This window comes from Paenibacillus sp. Y5S-9 (assembly GCF_036894235.1).
Taxonomy (GTDB): domain Bacteria; phylum Bacillota; class Bacilli; order Paenibacillales; family Paenibacillaceae; genus Paenibacillus.
In genome coordinates, this window is sequence record NZ_CP145887.1 from 1802241 (window position 1) to 1821695 (window position 19455).

Below are 19455 nucleotides of genomic sequence, written 5' to 3' on the forward strand. Positions count from 1 at the left end.
TTTACATAGAGAGGAACTGATGTGGATGAGCGGCTTAAATGCAGAACAATTCCCGGCACTGAGTACGTCGATTCATTGGGGGATTATTGAGGCAGAGTTCAGATTAAACGACATCGTGGATGAAAAGTTGGTGAGTAATATTAGCATCATTCCATTTGTCGGGGATCAATGTGTTGTTTTCCAACTGGATAATGGAGACTGGGAGCTGCCCGGAGGCACGCTTGAAGCAGGTGAGCAGTATATGGATGGACTGAAACGCGAACTGATGGAGGAACTTGGGGCAGAAATGCGTTCCTATCAGATTTTTGGACAATTCCACTGTACATCCAGTGCGTTGGAACCGTATCGACCACATATCCCGCATCCCCAATTTGTACGAATTATCGGATATGGAGATGTTGAACTTGTTGGTGATCCGCTGAATCCGGAAGATGGCGAGCAGGTGGTTGCAGTTGAAGTGGTAGAGATTAATGAAGCGATCCGAAGATTCCAGGAACAGAACAGACATGACATTGCGGAGATGTACAAACTGGCTTATGTACTGCGAAATGAAGCTTAACAGTCAGGCAAGGACCAGGTATTCTAATTCCAGATAGCCTACGGAGGTAATGATGATTCGAGATAAAATTAACGAGTTGCTGGATGCTTTACCCGAATTCGAACTGAACCGAGCATACTGGGGGATTGAGCGTATCCATCAGGAATATATGTTCAAGAAGAATTTGCAGGACAAAGGGGTAGTCGTGTCCGAACTGTACGAGGAATCCGAAGGGATTGTACAGCAATGGGACAGCGTATTTGCCCATAATATCGATGATGTGGTCAAAGAATCTATCCATTATAGCCAGTACAAGTGGCATTTGTTCAGTTATGAACAACAGAAATGTCTGACACATGATGAAGCACGAGATGCTTTCAATGCCGAGCCGAAAGATGTAGTATATGTGATGTATGAAAGTGGTGGTGGGGTACTTTTATACGAAAATGCGAATCGGATCATTGCAGCAGATTTTGATTCGGAGCAGGATATTTATATCTTCAATCGAGCGTTTACATGGACGTACGTGTATACGCATGAATCCATGTGTGGCCCTTATTTTTATAAAATAGAACAAGCATGATTTTGAACAAAAAAGGGATGGCATCGTATTCAATAAACTCTGACTTGGGAGTGATATCTTATGCAGGAACTGTTTAAGAAGATCATCAATACAGACCTCAAACCCTTATTTGCCAAACACGGCTATTCCAAGAAAAATCTGAATTTCTACAAATCGGATGGAAACCTCATATACAATTTCAACATTCAAAAAGCAAAGATTAACACCAGTAGTCAAGTCCGGTTTTATGTTAATTGTGGTGTTCATTCCACCGAACTTGCGGAGTTGCAGGGCGTTGGATTGAATGGAGACATATTGGAGAACATATCTCATTTTACCTGCCGAATCGGAGAAATAGTCCCTTCCGCTCCGGCCCACTATACCTTAACGCCTGATATCGATCCAGACGCTTTATCGAAAGAACTGGTGTCGCATTTGGAAGAGGGCATTTCATTCCTACACTCGCTAACAGGGGCCAGAGATATAGTCCATTATTATATGGCGAAGATAGCGCTACATTTAAGTGAAGAAACTTTCCGCTTTCTGCTACAAGCCGGTGATACGGAAGAAGCCAAGCATTATTTACAGCAACTGCACGCCAAATACGGAGCCGAAAAGCGCTGGGCCATATTTGCAAAGAAATATGCAGCCGTTTTTGCCGAGTATGGATTGTAAACTTTGCTCCAGACAAATAGCCAAAATGAGGGGATTCCATATGAACGATACTCAATATAATTTAAATTTTGAGAAACTGTGTAATGAATTACAGCTTGGTGAATTGATCAGTACGCCCAAACCGATTTCAGGTGGACTTCTTCATCGAATGTACGCCATTGAAACGACACAAGCTAATTATGCAGTTAAGGCATTGAATCCCCAGATTATGATAAGGCCTGCTGCTGTGCAAAATTATATGGATTCAGAAAAAATCGCAAGCGTGGCAGCCGAACATATCCATGCTCAACCTGCAAAAAGGTTAAATGGTGCTTCAGTGCATAACATTGATAATCAATTCTATCTAATATTTGATTGGATTGAAGGTCAACGTTTGGAACAAGATGAAGTTACTATTAATAACAGTTCTCTGATGGGAACGATCCTTGCAGATATTCATAGAACGGATTTTAGACAACTAGAATTGGATAGTTTACAGGCGACTAATTCTAAAAAAATAGATTGGATGTTTTATCTGAACAAAGGAAAAAATGAGAATTCGGAATGGATTGAGATTTTGGATTCCAATATCGATAAGCTGTATGAGTGGAGCATGAAGGCTAAGAATTCATCTTCAATGCTAGCATTCAATAAAGTGATTAGTCACAGAGATCTGGAGCCTAAGAATGTGATGTGGAGACAGGGCATACCTATTATTATAGATTGGGAATCGGCAGGTTATATTAATCCGATGCATGATCTGGTAGAAACAGCTGTGTATTGGTCAGTAGATAGCGCTGGTAGTATAAACAAGGAGAGGTTCTTGGCTTTTGTAGCTGGATATGAGAAGAGAGTGGGTAGTCTAACAGCCAATTGGGAAGTGGTTCTGGATAATGGTTTTGCTGGAAAGTTGGACTGGCTCGAGTATAGTCTTAAACGGTCACTGTGGATTGAATGTACGGACATAGAGGAACAGTTAGTAGGAACATCACAAGTCATTTGGACTTTAGAGGCTTTAAAACAATACGAAAATATGATTTCAGATATTAAGATCTGGTTGAATACTTAATTCAGGAGGAGACACCCACATGACAAACGATAAAGGAACACTCAGAACATGCGAACAAGGACATTCGTATTATAAAAAAAGTGACTGCCCAACCTGTCCAACGTGCGAAGCTGAACGTAAGCCGACAGAGGGATTTCTAGCCTTACTGTCAGCTCCCGCCAGACGTGCCTTGGAGAATGAAGGGATTACAACACTACAGCAACTTGCAGAGTACACGGAGAAAGAAATCCTGAAGCTGCATGGAATCGGGCCATCTGCCATGCCTAAACTGCGGAACGCATTGGAAGAAGAGGGATTGTCTTTTAAGAAATAACCCTCTTCAATCCTGTCATTTAATCCAAACCAGAAGCGGATGTAATCTCCTCCATCGTTACCCGATACAAAAAGTTACCTTCACTAAGTAGCAGACGATGATGGCGAAAATCCTGCCGTGCCTGCTTGAAGGGCTGACCATCTTCATTTAGCAAATCAATCTTCTGCCCCTTGCTCAATCTACCGGGTTTCTCCATTTTTTTTAGCACAAACGTCCCATGTTTACCGTACCCGGCATCAAACAAGAAATGATAACCATCCGTACTGAAGCCGGAGGAACCGGAGATGTTTGGAATCATAAATGTAACATCGGGTTTACTGATTCCCCCTGAGATACAACCGAGTTCAAAATCGGTATAGAAGTAGAACCAGACCTGCTTCTCATTCACCACATTGAGTGCGTAACAATCTGCAATATCAGCTGCGCGGTTTTCGTACACTTTATTACCGTGCTCATTCCAGGCCAAGAGACCGTTTGATCCGATTGGATCGCTCCATCCGTAGTTACCAAATACCCCTTCATCGAAGTAACTGGTCCAGATCGTTCCCTTCTCTGTGACCTGCACACTTTGGATACCGTCTCCCAGCAGAAACTCGCGAATTGTATTTCCGTCTAAATCACACACTTTGGCATTCAAATCATACTTTTCATTTCCGTAATTCGCACACCGTGCTCCGACGAGCAGCAGATGATCATGTAATGGTTGTACGTAATGATAATTAAACGTCTGCCCCCAGATGACAACTTCCTCGATAGTTTGATCTGTCACAATAAGCACTTTGTACGTATAGCTTTGGTTCAATTTACTTTGGACGAACATACCTCGCTCTCTTTCCGGGATCTGATTCATCAACAACACATAGACAAGGCCATCACCGCCCCACTGGGTGGAAATGATATCGAAGCCCTCGACATAATTTGAAATATCGGCAAAAGGCAAAAGTTTTACTTTAGGATTGGGCATATCCATATCCTCCTTCGTAGGTCGAATGCAGAGTCAACATCTGCACCTGTATAAGAGGATTATGACGTACACGTACTAAACTGAACATGGCGGAAGTATAGCGAAGGTCTTCTATGGCTTTTGCAACGTAGGAGTACGATCTTTTGAAATGGCTGTTTCGTACTTGACACTCGTAGTACAATAAGGAAGTTGTGTAAAATTCTATATAAAAGAAGGATGGAGAGGTACTTATAAGGAGAGTGTGAGAATACATACAACACACGTAAAGTAGGGGAAAAGAATTACCCGTAGATTCAATTTGCAATATTAGAAGGAAGACTCATCTCAGAAAAACAAAACTGATTAAGGAAGTGTTACTAGGTGGAACCACATATTCAAGAGCAAAAGACAGACTACCGTCCACTAGGCGTATCGGGCTTAGGTGGTTGGCTGATTCTTACCCAGATTGGATTATTTCTTACGGTGATTTTCCTTGCGATCCAATTGGTTCTGTATTGTCTGCCCATGCTTACAACAGAGACTTGGGAGATGCTAACTTCGGAGCAATCTGAATATTATCACCCGCTATGGGGACCGGTCGTTATTTTTGAAACAGTATATAACACGCTCTTTTTAGTGTTTGGCATTTATACGATCATTGCTTTTTATAGTAAAAAATCGATCTTTCCTCGTCTTATGATCATGTTTTATAGTGTCAGTCTAGCCGTTAGTATCATTGATTATTTATTGTTGCTTCAGATTCCGATGGCCAGAGAACTTGAGGATGGAAGCTCGTTAAGAGATATTGGCAAGTCGGTACTTACTTGTGCCATATGGATTCCTTATTTTATCAAATCCGAGCGAGTTCATAACACATTTGTAAGATAAATGGTAAGCAGGAAATGCCCGATCTTGGATAGAAGCTATCTGAGGTCGGGTTTATTTGATACATACGAAAGTCGTTATAGATGTAAGTTAACCTGTTCAATGTGAAACGGAGGAGAGATCTTGAAAATTTATCTGGTAAGGCATGGGATGGACGAGGAAGGGTATCGAGGCGGATGGAGTGAGCGTGGACTTACGGAACAGGGGATCGATCAATCCAGGAGACTGGGAGAGCATTTGCATCATCATGCTGAGGAGTACAACATACATACGATTATTAGCAGTGATCTTCCTCGTGCAGTGCAGACAACACGGGAAATTGAGAAGAAATTACATATGCAGGCTAGCTTAATGAAAGATTGGCGGGAGATGAATAACGGAGATATGGCAGGCATGCTCCATAAGGATGCTGAAGAACATTACCCGGGAGTTTATTTCAACACCCTTGAGATGGATTTACCTTTTCCAAGAGGAGAAAGTCCAAGGGATTTTTATAACCGGATAAGCATATCTTTCGAGAGTCTTCTTAGAGATATAGAGGAACAAACAGTCAAGTCCAATGTTCTGTTAATTACTCACGGCGGAGTGATTAATATTCTGTATTATCTGCTTGAAAATAGAGAGTGGAGCAATAAGTCCAGTTTTTATCCCATGGACAACACCAGTGTACATACCGTTGAAAAGGGAAGGCATGGTTGGAAACTTAGCAACGCAAATGTGTTGAGTCATCTAGATTAGTTGTTTGATATGTCTAACGAAATGGGTGAACCACGGATGCTCTTGGGTATTTATTTTGAAGAAGACAATGATCTGCTTACATGGGAAGCGGAGAGTAAAGGATAAAAATAAACGGATAGTTAAATAGAAGACGGAGGCGATGACATGACTGATCAACCCATTGAACTGTTACAACATTTGAAGTCTTTATCTGGACCATTTCCAACGTGGGATATGGGGCAGTTGCCGGAGCGGCCAGGGAAGCTATTCTTGGATTGGTTAAGATTGGCGGTTGAGAACGAAGTGAAAGAACCTCATGCCATGACGATCTCGACTGTGGATCACGACGGTTACCCTGATGCGCGGGTGTTGATTTTGAAAAACGTAATTGACGAAACGTTTTATTTTGCCTCCAGTTCGGAGAGCCGAAAAGGGCAGCAGTTGAAGGAGAACCCTCATGTGGCTCTCACCTTCTACTGGCCTTCCCTTGGAAGACAGATTCGGATAAGGGGAATTGCCGAAGATTGTGGAGATGAAGCGGGCGCTAATGATTTCCGCAAACGTTCAGCTGGAGCGAGAGCAGTTGCCATGACAGGACATCAGAGTGAGGTTTTGGATAGCGAGGAAGTACTGGATCGTTCCATCGAAGCTCAGAAAGTAAAGATAAGTCATGATCCCGGTGTCGTTACACCTAATTGGCGTTTATATGCCGTGAATGCACAAGAGGTGGAATTTTGGCAGGGAGATTCGGAGCGCAAGCATGTACGAGTCCGATATTCGATGCAAGATAGGCAGTGGAAAATACTCAGATTATGGCCTTGATTGTACAACAGATGAGTTAGGCAATATGGACCGAATTGCTGAGTGCTTCTTTGTCCTACTAATCTCAGGAGGGTAAGTCTATGAAAAGAATTGAAAGTTTCTTCGAACCATTTCCCGTGTTGGAAACCGAACGGACGTTACTCCGACCTCTTACCTCTGATGATCTGGATGACATGTATAGTTATTGCGTTGTACCTGCTGTATCGGAGTTCACCACTTGGGACGCGCATCAGAGCAAAGAAGACACCAAAGCTTTTTTGGATTTTGTCATGAGTCGCTATGAGACGGATCTAATAGGCCCATGGGGGATTGAAGATAAACACACCAAGAGGCTGATCGGTAGTTGTAACTATCTAGGGTGTGACAACGATAACAGGAGAGTTGAGCTGGGATATGTATTATCTGATCAATTTTGGAATCAAGGCTACATGACCGAGGTAGTGAAACGAATCATCCAATTTGGATTTGACGAAGTGGGGCTCGAGCGAATCCAGGCCAGATGTTTGGTAAAGAACACAGGTTCCGCCAAGGTCATGGAGAAGGCAGGCATGCAATTCGAAGGTGTGCTGAGGAAATACATGAAGGTGAAAAATGAGCTTCAGGATCTGAAGATGTATGCTATCGTAAAAGAAGACTTCTATACTCGTGTTGAATAAGAACGTGTTATTGAAAAGTCGTGTGTCATTTATCATGCTGGCGAGCCATGGATTTTCCTATAATCCTTAATTTATCAATTGTCTAATTCAATAATCATATGCCAAACTCTGGCCCATTCCCGATCATTGAGGAGATGGGTTTTGTTTTTTTTTTTCAGCAAGCAACGTACATAATGTCATATCGTGAACTGGGTGCCTTCCGCTATAATCTTCAAGTTATCCAAACGTGGATTGAATGAAGGAACCAGGAGGTACAACGAATTGACGACCAAAAACAGATATAAATCACTTGAACTGGAGGCACCCGGCGTATATGAGCTGGAAGGACTTGAGGTGGGAGTGACATCGAACTGCAATTATAAATGTGACTATTGCTGCGCCTACAATCGGGATGATGGAGCGTGCATCAATAGTCAGGAAGTCATCCGTATTATTAGTGAGCTTCCTCGTCTCAAGCGAGTGCGATTGTCAGGGGGAGAAGTTACTCTGAAATACCAGGATTGCTTGGAGATCGTGACGTACTGTGCAGCACATGGCATCGATACACAATTGAATAGTAATGCTAGTCTGCTCACCGAAGAACGGATTCTTGCGTTGCGTGATGCAGGCTTGTCCAACATTCATATTTCTTTCAATTATACGGATGCGGAGGCCTATGCTGCGTACTACCGTGTGCATCCTCGTATGTATGAGAGACTGGAGCAGAATATCCGTTTGTGTATGGAAGCTGGTCTGGAGACGGTATTGGAAACGTTACTGTTTGAAGGTAACCAAGCGAACATGCAGGCCATTAGCGATAAGGTCTATGACCTGGGTGTGCGCATCCATGAGATCCAGAATAGCATTAAGATGCCACATACCGATTGGAGCCAGATTGTATCCAAAGAGTCCCTTGTTCGATCTGTGACGGAATTAATTAAACATAAAAAGCCAGATACAACGCTCTATTTTACCTGTATGGATCGGTTTGCTGAACAGTTGAATTTTCGTGAACAACCTGGTGTGTATTTCTCGAATTGTGTGGATGGCACGAAACAGCTGCACTTGCACGGCAACGGGGATATTCTCATCTGTGAGTTATGCCATCCTGTCGTGATTGGCAACATTTATAACGGAACGTCGTTGAAGGATATCTATGCTCAGCAGCCACCGGCGTTAACGGAATTTTTGGAAAAGCGCCCTTGTCCCGCATACGATGCTCTTTTTGCAGATGCATAACAGAATAGGAAGACCAGTTGAAGATATGTGATATGAATGTTGAACGAAATATGTACACGATAACAGTGACATTTAGGGTTCTATAGATTAAAAAATCAAGGTGATCTGATTTCCTTAATAGGAAAACGGATCACCTTTTTTGATTGAGCTATTCGTTTACATAAAAACGGAGAGGACAGAAAAAACCTGAAAAAGCGAAGCGTTCGCCTGAAAGCTTTCTGAAAGAAAGCTGCATCGGAAGCATACGCTATCCCCGGATTTTCCCCTTTAGAAAAGGGAATCAAAAAAATCTGGGGGTAACAGCGATTGGAAGGTTGTTCTGTCCATGGTTTCAGATTCATTTAAGCTACCCGGCCTAATATGACCTTAAGACTTAGATGAAGAGGTGAGCTTTACATGATGAAGATCTATGAGAAACCAACCCGGAAAGACCCAAATAAAAGACCAATCTCCCCAAGAAAGCGCAGATGGCTCATCATCACACTGGTCATCGTGCTTGCGGTAGGTGGAATCCTGTACAGCTTGGCTGACCGTTACCTGATCCGGCATGTGCAGGTGGTTGTAGCGGATGGGAACACGGCAACTGCAGCATCTGGCAACGCCAATGATTACAGCAATACTTCGACCACTACGACGGAAGTCAATGCAACGTCAGATGATTGGAATTATTCGAGTGATGATATGAAAGTCAATATTGAAAAGGTACAGACTGGTTCTGGCTCGGATCAGATTACGTATTATGTTGCTGACGTTCAGCTAACAGATGCAAGCAGCCTGCGAACCGCGCTGGCGGACAACAGCTTTGGAACAAACATTACCGAGAATACGTCAGAGATTGCCGCTGCCAACAATGCGATCTTTGCCATTAACGGTGATTATTACGGATTCCGTGATGATGGTGTCATTATCCGCAATGGAACATTGTATCGGGACAGCCCCACGCGGGATGCACTTGCTCTGTTCAATGACGGAACGATGAAAACCTACAACGAGAACGAGATTTCTTCCTCGGAACTGCTGGCCGAAGGGGCAACCAATACGTTATCCTTTGGACCGATTCTGATTCAAGATAGCGAGATTGTCAGTGATTTTAGCAGTGTGAAAATCGATAACAACTTTGGCAACCGCTCCATCCAGGATGCGAATCCAAGAACTGCGATCGGCATGATTGCTCCGAATCATTATGTCTTCGTGGTGGTGGACGGACGGCAGGACGACAGCCGTGGCATGACCTTGGCAGAACTGGCTGATGTCATGAAAGGCCTTGGAGCAACCGAAGCCTACAATCTGGACGGCGGCGGTTCATCCACGATGTATTTTATGGGCAGAGTCGTTAATAACCCGCTGGGACGCAACCAGGAACGTGGCGTAAGTGACATTTTATATCTGACGGAGGGACAAGGATCATGACGATATTAATTCCATCATATGAACCCGATGTGCGTTTACTAAATCTTGTTCTGCAGTTACAGACATTTAAGCTTGGACCTATTGTGATTGTGGATGATGGTAGTGGACCCGGTTACCGTGGCATTTTTGAAACAGCAGAAGCCTATGGCTGTACGGTCCTGACACATCCCGTCAATCTGGGTAAGGGCAGGGCGTTGAAGACAGGCTTCCAGTACATTAAGGAATACGGACCTCAGGGTGGTGTCGTGTGCGCAGATAGTGACGGACAGCATCTGCCACATGATATTAAGCGTATCTTCGAAGTATTGCTTGCACAAACGACACCAGGAATTGTACTCGGCAGCCGTCGCTTCAGTGGTAAAATTCCAGCACGTAGCCGTTTTGGCAACACCGTCACACGGGCGGTCTTTTCCCTCACAACAGGTACCAAAGTATATGACACGCAGACGGGTCTACGCGGTTTTCCTTACTCCATGCTGGACTGGCTGAACCAGATTCCCGGGGATCGGTTTGAATACGAGATGAACATGCTGTTAACGGCACACAAGGAAGGGTATGAGATTACGGAGGAGTTTATTGATACGGTGTATCTGGATCACAATGAGTCTTCCCATTTCCGCCCGCTGGTTGATTCATTCCGGATCTATATGCCAATCCTGATGTTCAGCACATCTTCGGTGCTGTCCGCTCTGATTGATTTTGGACTATTATTTGTTATTCAGTATTTCACACACAATCTGTTTCTGTCGGTTGTCGCAGCAAGACTATGCAGCTCCATCTTCAACTATGCGATTAATCGGAAGTATGTATTTTCCGCTGGACGAACCTCGAAGGTTCGGCAGTCTTTGCCCAAATATTTCTCACTTGTCTTGCTGGTGCTGTTATTAAACTATGGTTTATTGTACTTTTATAATGAAAAACTGATTATTCCACTGCTCGCAGCCAAATTATTGACCGAGGTATCGATCTTTGTATTCAGCTATTGGGCGCAGCGCAGATTTGTCTATTAACCTGAAGAAAGAGTAAGCCTATGGCTTGCTCTTTTTTGGTTGAAACGGTTTCATATGTACCCCGAAATAGGTTACGATGGATTGGGAAATAAGGAGCCTTATTATAGGTGAAATGGATGTGGGTTGATGTTGAATCGTCTGCGCAAGGACTTGCGTTATTACCTTCAGGAACATCAGGATCGGAACAACCTCATTTTGCATTATTTTGCGTTTTTGTCGGCGTTTGTGGCATGGATTTTTTGGTTTATTGATATCAAAGTCACGTTGCTACTCGTTGTCATCCATTACGCTTTATCCTGGATTGGGCACTTCTATTATGAAGGCAATAAACCCGCAGCTTTTCGTTATCCTCATAATTGTAAATATTCTTTAGTTAAACTTATATAAAATAAATGTGGGAGGATGATTATGTATCTTCGAAGTGTGGAACTCATGTCGGCCAAGATTGAGAATCGGGACCAATATCCTTTTGACATCCCCGCGATACGGTCCTTGGAACGATTGGAGCTCACGAATAATATTACTTTTTTTGTAGGTGAAAATGGCTCAGGGAAATCTACGCTGCTGGAAGGCATCGCTCATCAATGTGGATTCAATACCGCAGGGGGCGGCAGGAATAATACCTATGAGACACATGCTTCGGAATCTTCGCTCGGGAATTATCTCAGGCTGGCATGGTTGCCCAAAATAACGAATGGTTTCTTTATGCGCTCTGAATCGTTCTATCAATTTGCATCACATGTGGATGAGATGCCGGAGTCGCTTCAATATTATGGCGGGCGTTCATTACATGAACAATCGCATGGAGAATCTTTTCTCAACCTATTCGTCAACCGCTTTAGTTCCAAAGGTATCTATCTGCTAGACGAGCCCGAAGCCGCTTTATCTCCAGCAAGACAGCTCTCCTTGTTGCGTATTCTCCACGATCTGTCAGGCACTTCGCAATTCATCATTGCGACGCACTCACCCATTTTGCTGGGATATCCGGGGGCAGAGATTTTAAGTTTTGACGATAGCCATATTCAAGAGGTAGCCTATGAGGATACCGATCATTATCAGATTACCCGCAGTTTTCTGGAGAACCGCGACCGGATGCTGAATGAATTATTTAAGGATTAAGTTCTCAGTTTAAACAAAGGAAGTTACTAAGCCATGAGACGTAAAATTTATTATTGAGGAGAGATAGGATGAAAGTAGGTTTGCTAATTGTTGATATGCAAGAGAGTATTGTGCGGAAAAAGATGGACCAGACTTCGATAGACCATGCCTGTGAGTACATTAACCATGTGGCTAACGTGCTGCGATTGAATGAACATGTGGTCGTTCACGTTCAGGATGTGGAGGGAATGGAGGAGGCCAAACCGGAAGAATATCGTATTATTCCCGAGGTAGATGTGAATGAGAAGGATATCACCGTTACCAAAGAAGCTTCCAATGCCTTCTGGCAGACTGATCTGGAGCAGGTGTTGAAGAGTCATGGAATTGAATTAGTGATCATCGCCGGGTTTGCTGCGGAGGAATGTGTTCTATTTACGTACAACGGAGCAATGGAGCGAGGATTCCGTCCGGTGATGTTGCAAAACGGAATTCTTAGCACACATCACGAAGCGGTGACTTCAACGTACAGAGATCGCAATGTGATCTCATATCCTGTGGTTGATTATCTATATAAGTTCAACTAAAGAGGTTTACACTGAGCACTCCAATGACAGAACAACCTTCCGATCGCTGTTATCCCCAGATTTTTTTGATTCCCTTTTTAAAGGGGAAATCCGGTGATAGCGTATGCTTCCGATGCAGCTTTCTTTCAGAAAGCTTTCAGGCGAACTTCCCGCTTCTTCAGGTTATTTCTGTCCTCTCCGTTTTTGTGTAAAAAGTTTAGTTGAACCTATACAATTCAATAATTATTAGCTAAGTGCTAATGGATACTTGGTGAAAAATAAAGATAAGACCAATAATCGGACTCTGTAGGGAGTCTTTTTTTTGCACAAATGCCCACTTCCACTACGACAGTTAAGGTTACTCTATGGTTTAAACCAAACTTTGCCTATATCTGCTGTAGTTGAAACGATATATTGAGAACAGGGCACAGCAAGCTCGCTGTGGAGATCGGTAAAGTCATGTATGGATCACTAACCAACTCATTAACTAAGGGAGATGTGCAATGAAGATGAATGTACAAATTACGAGTATTTTGGCAGAGCAAAAGGAATTGTTTCTCAACCTGTACAACTTGTACTTATATGATCTGTCTGAATTTTCTGGCGAGGATCTACTTGAACAGGGGAAATATGACCCAACGAACACCTATCTATATCTGGAACGTGATGAATTACATCCGTTTTTGATTCAGTATGAAGGGAAGGTTATTGGATTCGTACTGGTGTGCTCACCTCCATATGTGCCGGAAGACGTGGATTATACCGTGCAAGAGCTGTTCTTGGTGAAAAAATATCGGGGACAGGGGCTAGCAGCGCAAGCGATTGAATTGGTTTTTGCTCAATTTGAGGGCACATTCCAAGTAGAACAGCTTGCTAACAATGCGGCAGCAGTTTCATTCTGGAAAAAGTATTATGAGCAACATCAGATTAAATATATTGAGTCTGAATATAACATTGAGATTGACAACATCGCTGGCACCCACCGGATTTTGTCCCAGACTTTTTTGCGTGGAATGAAGGTATAGATGTATGAAGGGAGCAAGTAGGTAAAATGTCTAAAGAGCAATATTTTAAGGACCTCGAAGAAATTATTCATGATGTGATCTATATAGGTACTTCAGATTCAGAACTTCAGAAAGAAATACAAAGTAATATGTGGTGTATTTCAATTTCAGAAGAAACGTCTAATGAGGTGAGCTTGAGTGATTTTCGTGGTTTTATTATGGACGTCATAGCCAACCGCCAGAATCAGGTCAATCATTCGAATATGCAGAGAGGAATGATATTTTATCTATGGTTTGATTCTATGGCGAGTCAATTAAGATTTAATCTAATCTCGGATAGCAATAAGAAGCTACCTTTCAGATCCAAAACTCAGAATGTGAGTGAGCCTGATGAAATTATAGATCTTTTTTTGAAGTCGAATGTTTATGGTGAGATAACCCAAGATACTAATGAAAATGATGTAGATAATGAATACGTATTAAAGGTATATACACAATATTTAGATAAACAGTAAGACGTATATCATAGGAATATTTTGAATATTTAAATTAGAAGGTGATTAGCTTGTTTATTATCGTAGCAACCAAGGGGGACTTGAAGTGGATTTCAGGTGTGTTTCAGGGAGAAGATGTAGCTAGACTGTATATGGATCTCATACCTGATGAACTTAAGGAATACCAGGAATTCGTTCAGGTAGAGAACATCACATATCCTTTTTATATTATAGAGCGTCAGGAATCTCCCTTTAGGTTTCTCGGCAAAGCTGAAGTGATTTCACTTTTTGATAATACAGATGTGTCAGATGACGAAGATGAGGTGCACTTCAATATTTACACGATTGATTCCGACTATAGACCGAAGAAACCAGGTACAGACTATATGGGCATATTGAGACATGATCATGTGACCAATGAATTTATAGCGATGTATCGTGAAGAAGGAACAGAGTTTCTGAGTAAAAGAAGGATTTTCTAAATGTAATGAATTTTTTCTCAAGGTCCTATGTGCTTCTCCTGAGTTGGGAGATAGATAGGATCTTTTTCAATTTCCATTTTCCAATACATGGGTTATGATGGGACTCTCAGGACTTGATACATAAAAGTGGGTTAACGCCAGAGAATAATGCGACCCTGGAAGACGAATTTATTGCATACATCTATGATTCCCTTCAATGGTTGGATACATGGAATCCGTACACCTGTACGAGATGTAGTGGACTGAACAACTATGGAATAACCGTTATTGAAGAGCAGAATGCATTGTTGAAGTTTCAACAACTGATTCGAGTCTGGATTGATCTATTTAGTCATGCGACTGATCCGATTGTTCTTACAGGGAATTACAGTATTGATGGTGAAGATCAGAAGGGCTACTATGAGAAACTCGTGTACAACAAAGTCGAATTAATCAACGAATTACATAAGCTTGCGAACATGGCAAAGTATGCTGAGGTAAATGGAAAATGCATTGTGCATTTTGGAATATGAAATTTAATTCTTTTATTTGGGGATAAACAAAAAAAGAATTGCTATACTTGTTGTTTTCAAAAGTCTATATGAGATTGATATTATCACTAAGAGGTGTAGGAATGGAACAAAACAAAATTAAAGCATACCAAACATTAATATACCAAGCGTTTTTAGATATACGTGTGATTGCATCCAAGTTAGCATATCCCTCAGTTGTAGATGTCGAGGATACTAAAAGAAGTAGTCTACTCATATTTCATATGACAAACGCTTTTCACAATCTTGCATTGTCTCTGGCCGAAGACACAATTTCAAATTGTGAAGATGACTTTTGGAGTAGAATACAGTTTATCAATAAAGAATTTCCTGAGTCGATACATTATAAAGACCTATTTAATCAGTTGATTCAAAATTCAGACTGTTAATGTAAATCCATTTTAATAAAGAAGGGAGTTTTTTTATTGCCTTGGCCAATGGTTCATTTTGCAATTGCATCCGAATTGATATCCGAGCCATCCCCTGAATTGTTATTGGGAAGTCTCGCTCCTGATTCTATCCATGTAAGAACTAACACCCGTACTGAAAAAGCAAAAACTCACCTCATGCCAGAGGCAGGAAGATTCGCAACAGACGGAGAACTTGAAGCCTTTTTTGAGTCCAACAAGAAGTTGGCTTATAGTGATCCCAAATTCATGCAATATCTGTGCGGTTACATCGCCCACATCTATACGGACCGCGTGTGGACATTCGATATTTACCCTGCGTATGAAGCCAACCCCAATGGAAGAAGCGTGTATACGAAGGATGTCACGAAGCTGGAGTTTATGATTTTACGGAATTGGAACAAGGCCAACGATTGGTTAAGTGAGCTGAAAGTAGGGAGAGCATTTAATTTAGGCGGATTGCTGGAATCTGAGGTGTATCAGTATAGAGGAGAGAAACTGGCGTTTTTAGCTAACCCAGACAACGAACCTTTGGGTGACTTAAATATTTTATCCATGGAAGCTATGGAAGAATTTATACGTACAACAGGATTGGCGCTAAAACAATTGTTTACGAAATGGAATGTGTATACAGATTTACGTGAAGGGAGATCCTATCATGCAAAAAACAATAATAGAACTTTCTGAACTAATGAAGAAGTATCCCAAGAGTGCAGCATTTTGATTATCTATCGTTGTGTTAAATTTGGTATATACCTTTGGTAGGGATATCGGGGTGTGGCTTTACCAACTGACTCAGTAGAAAATGATTGTAATGAAAGGAGAGGGTCTGGAAATGGAAAACTCAATTCGGTTGGCTCTTTATCACGAGCAATATGACCAAGATTTGGATGATTTTGCTCTAAGAGGAGATCAGCTTCAGTTTACTGCAATGCCTGCGGATGTGATTGATGAAGCTATACAAAATCCGGACAAAGACCCGATGGTTATCCTTCATGAAGAGAAAGCTGTTGGATTCTTTATACTACATAAAAATTCTGAATACGTTGAAGATAAAGATGCATCTCATACCATACTGATACGCGCTCTATCCATTTCGATGGAACACCAAGGAAACGGGTATGCGAAGGCAGCAATGAAGGCATTGCCTGAATTCGTTCTCCATCGCTATCGGGATATTGATGAGATTATTTTGGCTGTAAATGAAAGAAATATTGCGGCACAGCAGTTATATCTGAAATTGGGTTTTCTCGACAGGGGTGTTCGAAAGATGGGCATCCATGGTCAGCAACTAATCTTGCATAATAGAATCACATAAAGGAGGAGAGACGTGCCGAATATATATAAGGGAAGGTACTCAGCACAGATTGAGGGAGAATTTGTTGTTTTTATCATTGGAATGAGGATCAATCGTCTATGGGCTATACATAAATGGCTACCTGTCTTTAAGTCCATGGGCCCGATGATTAAAGAACTCTATATGAATCCGGAGACCGGATTTCTGAGTACAGAGTATTTTATAAGCTGGCGTGGGGTGACGCTACTCCAATACTGGCGCTCTTACGATGAATTGGAGAAATACGCACGGGGCGGATTACACTTGGAAGCTTGGAAAAGATTCAACCGATCCATTGGTACTGACGGAACAGTAGGGATCTATCATGAGACATACAAGGCTCAGTCGGGTTCCTTTGAGAGCATATACGCCAACATGCCCAAATTCGGATTAGCTAAAGCGTCTGAACATGTGCCTTCGACAGGGAAGATGGAGACATCCAGACGCAGAATGGGCGGAGAGAATGACCCGGCAGTGAAAGCACCAGAGAATCCTTAAAGTGGTGAATAGAGAGGAGCATGTTATGAAGGCTAAACTTCGACCAGAAGATGTACATTCAAAGCAGCTTAGCTGGTTGTGTATTAAACCGATGCTTGTTTCTGTACGGGGCAGAGATATGGCAGCCAAAACAGAGATATACCGAAAGTTACACGAAGGGCAACAAGCTTTATTTCTGTTCTATTCCTATCATAATCATACGAAGAGTCTGGCAGAATTTTATTGGTTTTCGGCATATAATATCATTGAGATCAAGAGTTGGAATGGAATTAAAAAAGGGATGCACTTTTTTCATCGGTTCCGAAACATTGTGGGAGTATGCGCAGCAGCTTATTCAGAAATCCGTGGATCAGGGAATCTTGACCAAATCATAAGGATACGTTTTAACGTATGCACATTGAAGATGGAGGAGAAGCATGGATGGGATATATCATGGAGCTAAGAAAATTGGTAGGCCCGCGTCCTTTAATTATGGCGGGCTCATGTGTACTCGTGTTCAATGAGGAAGGTCACCTGCTGCTGCAAAAACGTACAGATAGCTTGGATTGGGGGACACTTGGGGGATCCATGGAACCCGGGGAGTCTTTGGAGGAAACAGCTGCGCGGGAATTGTATGAAGAGGCCGGACTGAGAGCGGGATCATTCAAACTCATTAGCATTTTTTCAGGTGAGGACATGTACTATCAGTATCCACACGGTGATGAAGTATACAACGTCATGGCTGTTTATGAAGCTGCAGGTATCCAGGGCAGCCCAACCATTATGGATGATGAAGGGCTGGAACTCCGATATTTCGATCTGAATCAGCCGATCCCTGAGATCAATCCGTTTACGGAATATGTGTTGAAGAAGGCAGGATATATTAGAACTTAATAGTAAGAAGGAGGAGTATTATGACACAGGACTTCTATTGTGATGAGGTGCTGAGTGGTAAAACGCAAGTCAAAGTTGTCATGGAAACAAATAACGTTATGGCTTATCATCACACTCGACCATACTACGAACACCATATCGTGGTTATTCCGAAGATTCATATTCAATCCTTCATTTCAGAAGAGGAAGAGAATAATGATGAGCTGCTCTTAGAAATGATGCAGGTCATTAAAAAAGTAGCTGCTGACTTGTTAGCTCAGACAGGCTCATCGAAGATTGTAACTAACTTGGGCAGTTATCAAGACTCGAAGCATCAGCATTGGCATATAGTCAGTGGTGAACGAACTTAGGAAACTGTATACCGGATTATAAATCTTCCACCTTTCTAACATTCACCATCTACACACTCGAACAGAATTATCATTTTTCTCTCAGTGTTTTATCTTTCCTAATCTAGTATGATTAACGCATCAATCCAGTAAAGAGAGGGTTAATGACATGGATGCTTTTTTAGAGCAAATTAACGAGTTAAACGAGCTTCAGAAAGACTTGGTCAGCCTACATCCTTTGTTTGCAGAACATTATCCAGTGGTTGTAGCCTATGAAGCTTTATTATATATCTATGATTATTCGTCCAAAACGCAGCAATATGAGTGGGTGAAGACAGTTCCGGACGATTTATATATTCCAGATGAATGCCTTGCTGCGATGCCGGTGCATCATATGAACGGACGAATGTGTGCGATTGTAACGGATACAGCGTTCAAAGATCTGGAGCAGAAAGTTTATCTGTTCCACGAATATGTTCATTGTTATGTATATGAGAAATATGATGAACGGATCGTCAACCGTCTCAAGATTAAGCATAAAATGGACGAACTGAAGCGCGTGACATGGGAACTGGATTATGAATTTCCGTACGAAGATGAAATCGTTGTGGAGCGGATTAACTCATTGTTGTCTGCTTTGAAGAGTAAAGACCTGACACAAGTACACACAGCTAGAAAAGCGTTGTTCACTTCATTAAATGAAGAACAAGCCGAGTACTGGAGCTGGTTGGAATGGAACGAGGGTTACGCGCGTTATATTGAGAATCTGATTCGGGCAAAATTTGGGCAGGAAAGCAATCATTTTGGAGATACTGCTCCGTTTAATCGTCTAGTATTCTATGAATGTGGGTCGGAATACATTAGTCTGCTTGTGAAGGAGCACCCGGAGTACCATACGGATCTGGAGCAGCTGTTTGACCGAATGCAATTGGAGAGAACACAGGGTTAATTACGCAATTACGATGAAAAAGGACTAGCATAACGGAGTCTCACTATTTAAGCGATCTGTACGTTGCAGCAGTAGGTTATATCATTTTTTCTAAG

General features: G+C 42.1%; 27 protein-coding genes. 26 read left to right on the top strand and 1 reads right to left on the bottom strand.

Annotation, left to right across the window (positions count from 1 at the left end; translation table 11 throughout):
* Positions 1-25 precede the first annotated feature (25 nt).
* The 5 genes from V6669_RS08015 to V6669_RS08035 are packed head-to-tail and all read left to right on the top strand — an operon-like array spanning position 26 to position 3136.
* Positions 26-559 carry an NUDIX domain-containing protein gene (locus V6669_RS08015; RefSeq protein ID WP_338592576.1) on the top strand — a complete coding sequence of 178 codons (534 nt, stop codon included), beginning with the start codon at positions 26-28 and terminating at the stop codon, positions 557-559.
* Positions 560-608: 49 nt separating this feature from the next.
* Complete coding sequence (locus tag V6669_RS08020) at positions 609-1121, top strand: DUF4275 family protein (RefSeq protein ID WP_338592578.1); 513 nt, start codon at positions 609-611, stop codon at positions 1119-1121.
* Positions 1122-1181: 60 nt separating this feature from the next.
* Positions 1182-1775 (top strand): DUF4304 domain-containing protein, encoded by a 594-nt coding sequence (locus V6669_RS08025; protein WP_338592580.1) that lies wholly within the window; start codon positions 1182-1184, stop codon positions 1773-1775.
* Positions 1776-1815: 40 nt separating this feature from the next.
* Positions 1816-2823, top strand: a complete 1008-nt coding sequence (locus V6669_RS08030) for a phosphotransferase (RefSeq protein ID WP_338592583.1) — start codon at positions 1816-1818, stop codon at positions 2821-2823.
* A gap of 19 nt (positions 2824-2842) precedes the next feature.
* Positions 2843-3136, top strand: a complete 294-nt coding sequence (locus V6669_RS08035; RefSeq protein WP_338592586.1) for an RNA polymerase alpha subunit C-terminal domain-containing protein — start codon at positions 2843-2845, stop codon at positions 3134-3136.
* 19 nt (positions 3137-3155) lie between these two features.
* Here the strand turns inward: V6669_RS08035 and V6669_RS08040 are convergent, their stop codons facing one another.
* Positions 3156-4100, bottom strand: coding sequence for a hypothetical protein (locus V6669_RS08040; RefSeq protein ID WP_338592590.1), 945 nt, complete (start codon positions 4098-4100; stop codon positions 3156-3158).
* Positions 4101-4460: 360 nt separating this feature from the next.
* On the opposite strand from V6669_RS08040, the gene V6669_RS08045 reads away from it, so the two are divergent.
* The 21 genes from V6669_RS08045 (at position 4461) to V6669_RS08145 (ending at position 19360) form a co-directional block, all read left to right on the top strand.
* Positions 4461-4967, top strand: coding sequence for a DUF2569 domain-containing protein (locus tag V6669_RS08045; RefSeq protein WP_338592592.1), 507 nt, complete (start codon positions 4461-4463; stop codon positions 4965-4967).
* Positions 4968-5087: 120 nt separating this feature from the next.
* Positions 5088-5702, top strand: coding sequence for a histidine phosphatase family protein (locus V6669_RS08050; RefSeq protein ID WP_338592595.1), 615 nt, complete (start codon positions 5088-5090; stop codon positions 5700-5702).
* Positions 5703-5846: 144 nt separating this feature from the next.
* On the top strand, positions 5847-6503 hold the full coding sequence (locus V6669_RS08055) for a pyridoxal 5'-phosphate synthase (protein WP_338592598.1): 657 nt from the start codon (positions 5847-5849) through the stop codon (positions 6501-6503).
* 80 nt (positions 6504-6583) lie between these two features.
* The gene (locus V6669_RS08060) at positions 6584-7159 is read left to right on the top strand and encodes a GNAT family protein (RefSeq protein ID WP_338592601.1); all 576 of its coding nucleotides are present in this window, start codon (positions 6584-6586) and stop codon (positions 7157-7159) included.
* A gap of 261 nt (positions 7160-7420) precedes the next feature.
* A complete protein-coding gene (locus V6669_RS08065; RefSeq protein WP_338592603.1) occupies positions 7421-8377 on the top strand; it encodes a radical SAM protein in 957 nt (318 codons plus the stop codon).
* Between the two features lie 396 nt (positions 8378-8773).
* Positions 8774-9787 (top strand): phosphodiester glycosidase family protein, encoded by a 1014-nt coding sequence (locus V6669_RS08070; RefSeq protein ID WP_338592605.1) that lies wholly within the window; start codon positions 8774-8776, stop codon positions 9785-9787.
* The gene (locus tag V6669_RS08075) at positions 9784-10797 is read left to right on the top strand and encodes a bifunctional glycosyltransferase family 2/GtrA family protein (RefSeq protein WP_338592607.1); all 1014 of its coding nucleotides are present in this window, start codon (positions 9784-9786) and stop codon (positions 10795-10797) included. The genes V6669_RS08070 and V6669_RS08075 overlap by 4 nt, the downstream gene beginning before the upstream one ends.
* Positions 10798-10923: 126 nt before the next feature.
* Positions 10924-11184: a DUF962 domain-containing protein gene (locus V6669_RS08080; protein ID WP_338592610.1), complete on the top strand. Its 261-nt coding sequence runs from the start codon at positions 10924-10926 to the stop codon at positions 11182-11184.
* A 21-nt stretch (positions 11185-11205) separates the two neighbouring features.
* Positions 11206-11916 carry an AAA family ATPase gene (locus V6669_RS08085; RefSeq protein WP_338592613.1) on the top strand — a complete coding sequence of 237 codons (711 nt, stop codon included), beginning with the start codon at positions 11206-11208 and terminating at the stop codon, positions 11914-11916.
* Positions 11917-11984: 68 nt separating this feature from the next.
* Positions 11985-12479 (top strand): isochorismatase family cysteine hydrolase, encoded by a 495-nt coding sequence (locus V6669_RS08090; RefSeq protein ID WP_338592616.1) that lies wholly within the window; start codon positions 11985-11987, stop codon positions 12477-12479.
* 482 nt (positions 12480-12961) lie between these two features.
* A complete protein-coding gene (locus V6669_RS08095) occupies positions 12962-13483 on the top strand; it encodes a GNAT family N-acetyltransferase (protein WP_338592619.1) in 522 nt (173 codons plus the stop codon).
* Between the two features lie 26 nt (positions 13484-13509).
* A complete protein-coding gene (locus V6669_RS08100; RefSeq protein ID WP_338592622.1) occupies positions 13510-13977 on the top strand; it encodes a hypothetical protein in 468 nt (155 codons plus the stop codon).
* Positions 13978-14027: 50 nt separating this feature from the next.
* A complete protein-coding gene (locus V6669_RS08105) occupies positions 14028-14438 on the top strand; it encodes a hypothetical protein (protein WP_338592624.1) in 411 nt (136 codons plus the stop codon).
* 113 nt (positions 14439-14551) lie between these two features.
* The gene (locus tag V6669_RS08110) at positions 14552-14950 is read left to right on the top strand and encodes a hypothetical protein (protein ID WP_338592626.1); all 399 of its coding nucleotides are present in this window, start codon (positions 14552-14554) and stop codon (positions 14948-14950) included.
* A gap of 101 nt (positions 14951-15051) precedes the next feature.
* Complete coding sequence (locus tag V6669_RS08115; RefSeq protein WP_062833315.1) at positions 15052-15357, top strand: hypothetical protein; 306 nt, start codon at positions 15052-15054, stop codon at positions 15355-15357.
* A gap of 36 nt (positions 15358-15393) precedes the next feature.
* Complete coding sequence (locus V6669_RS08120; protein ID WP_338592633.1) at positions 15394-16062, top strand: hypothetical protein; 669 nt, start codon at positions 15394-15396, stop codon at positions 16060-16062.
* 148 nt (positions 16063-16210) lie between these two features.
* A complete protein-coding gene (locus V6669_RS08125) occupies positions 16211-16693 on the top strand; it encodes a GNAT family N-acetyltransferase (protein ID WP_338592635.1) in 483 nt (160 codons plus the stop codon).
* Positions 16694-16705: 12 nt separating this feature from the next.
* A complete protein-coding gene (locus tag V6669_RS08130; protein ID WP_338592637.1) occupies positions 16706-17209 on the top strand; it encodes a DUF4188 domain-containing protein in 504 nt (167 codons plus the stop codon).
* A 420-nt stretch (positions 17210-17629) separates the two neighbouring features.
* Positions 17630-18082 (top strand): NUDIX hydrolase, encoded by a 453-nt coding sequence (locus tag V6669_RS08135; protein ID WP_338592639.1) that lies wholly within the window; start codon positions 17630-17632, stop codon positions 18080-18082.
* 20 nt (positions 18083-18102) lie between these two features.
* A complete protein-coding gene (locus V6669_RS08140; RefSeq protein ID WP_338592641.1) occupies positions 18103-18432 on the top strand; it encodes an HIT domain-containing protein in 330 nt (109 codons plus the stop codon).
* Between the two features lie 148 nt (positions 18433-18580).
* Positions 18581-19360 carry a hypothetical protein gene (locus V6669_RS08145; protein ID WP_338592643.1) on the top strand — a complete coding sequence of 260 codons (780 nt, stop codon included), beginning with the start codon at positions 18581-18583 and terminating at the stop codon, positions 19358-19360.
* The last annotated feature ends 95 nt before the right edge of the window (positions 19361-19455 follow it).

Coding starts and splice junctions, on each gene's coding strand:
- V6669_RS08015 (WP_338592576.1), top strand. CDS start 26: ATGAGCGGCTTAAATGCAGAACAATTCCCGGCACTGAGTACGTCGATT.
- V6669_RS08020 (WP_338592578.1), top strand. CDS start 609: ATGATGATTCGAGATAAAATTAACGAGTTGCTGGATGCTTTACCCGAA.
- V6669_RS08025 (WP_338592580.1), top strand. CDS start 1,182: ATGCAGGAACTGTTTAAGAAGATCATCAATACAGACCTCAAACCCTTA.
- V6669_RS08030 (WP_338592583.1), top strand. CDS start 1,816: ATGAACGATACTCAATATAATTTAAATTTTGAGAAACTGTGTAATGAA.
- V6669_RS08035 (WP_338592586.1), top strand. CDS start 2,843: ATGACAAACGATAAAGGAACACTCAGAACATGCGAACAAGGACATTCG.
- V6669_RS08040 (WP_338592590.1), bottom strand. CDS start 4,100: ATGCCCAATCCTAAAGTAAAACTTTTGCCTTTTGCCGATATTTCAAAT.
- V6669_RS08055 (WP_338592598.1), top strand. CDS start 5,847: ATGACTGATCAACCCATTGAACTGTTACAACATTTGAAGTCTTTATCT.
- V6669_RS08060 (WP_338592601.1), top strand. CDS start 6,584: ATGAAAAGAATTGAAAGTTTCTTCGAACCATTTCCCGTGTTGGAAACC.
- V6669_RS08070 (WP_338592605.1), top strand. CDS start 8,774: ATGATGAAGATCTATGAGAAACCAACCCGGAAAGACCCAAATAAAAGA.
- V6669_RS08075 (WP_338592607.1), top strand. CDS start 9,784: ATGACGATATTAATTCCATCATATGAACCCGATGTGCGTTTACTAAAT.
- V6669_RS08080 (WP_338592610.1), top strand. CDS start 10,924: ATGTTGAATCGTCTGCGCAAGGACTTGCGTTATTACCTTCAGGAACAT.
- V6669_RS08085 (WP_338592613.1), top strand. CDS start 11,206: ATGTATCTTCGAAGTGTGGAACTCATGTCGGCCAAGATTGAGAATCGG.
- V6669_RS08090 (WP_338592616.1), top strand. CDS start 11,985: ATGAAAGTAGGTTTGCTAATTGTTGATATGCAAGAGAGTATTGTGCGG.
- V6669_RS08095 (WP_338592619.1), top strand. CDS start 12,962: ATGAAGATGAATGTACAAATTACGAGTATTTTGGCAGAGCAAAAGGAA.
- V6669_RS08100 (WP_338592622.1), top strand. CDS start 13,510: ATGTCTAAAGAGCAATATTTTAAGGACCTCGAAGAAATTATTCATGAT.
- V6669_RS08115 (WP_062833315.1), top strand. CDS start 15,052: ATGGAACAAAACAAAATTAAAGCATACCAAACATTAATATACCAAGCG.
- V6669_RS08125 (WP_338592635.1), top strand. CDS start 16,211: ATGGAAAACTCAATTCGGTTGGCTCTTTATCACGAGCAATATGACCAA.
- V6669_RS08135 (WP_338592639.1), top strand. CDS start 17,630: ATGGGATATATCATGGAGCTAAGAAAATTGGTAGGCCCGCGTCCTTTA.
- V6669_RS08140 (WP_338592641.1), top strand. CDS start 18,103: ATGACACAGGACTTCTATTGTGATGAGGTGCTGAGTGGTAAAACGCAA.
- V6669_RS08145 (WP_338592643.1), top strand. CDS start 18,581: ATGGATGCTTTTTTAGAGCAAATTAACGAGTTAAACGAGCTTCAGAAA.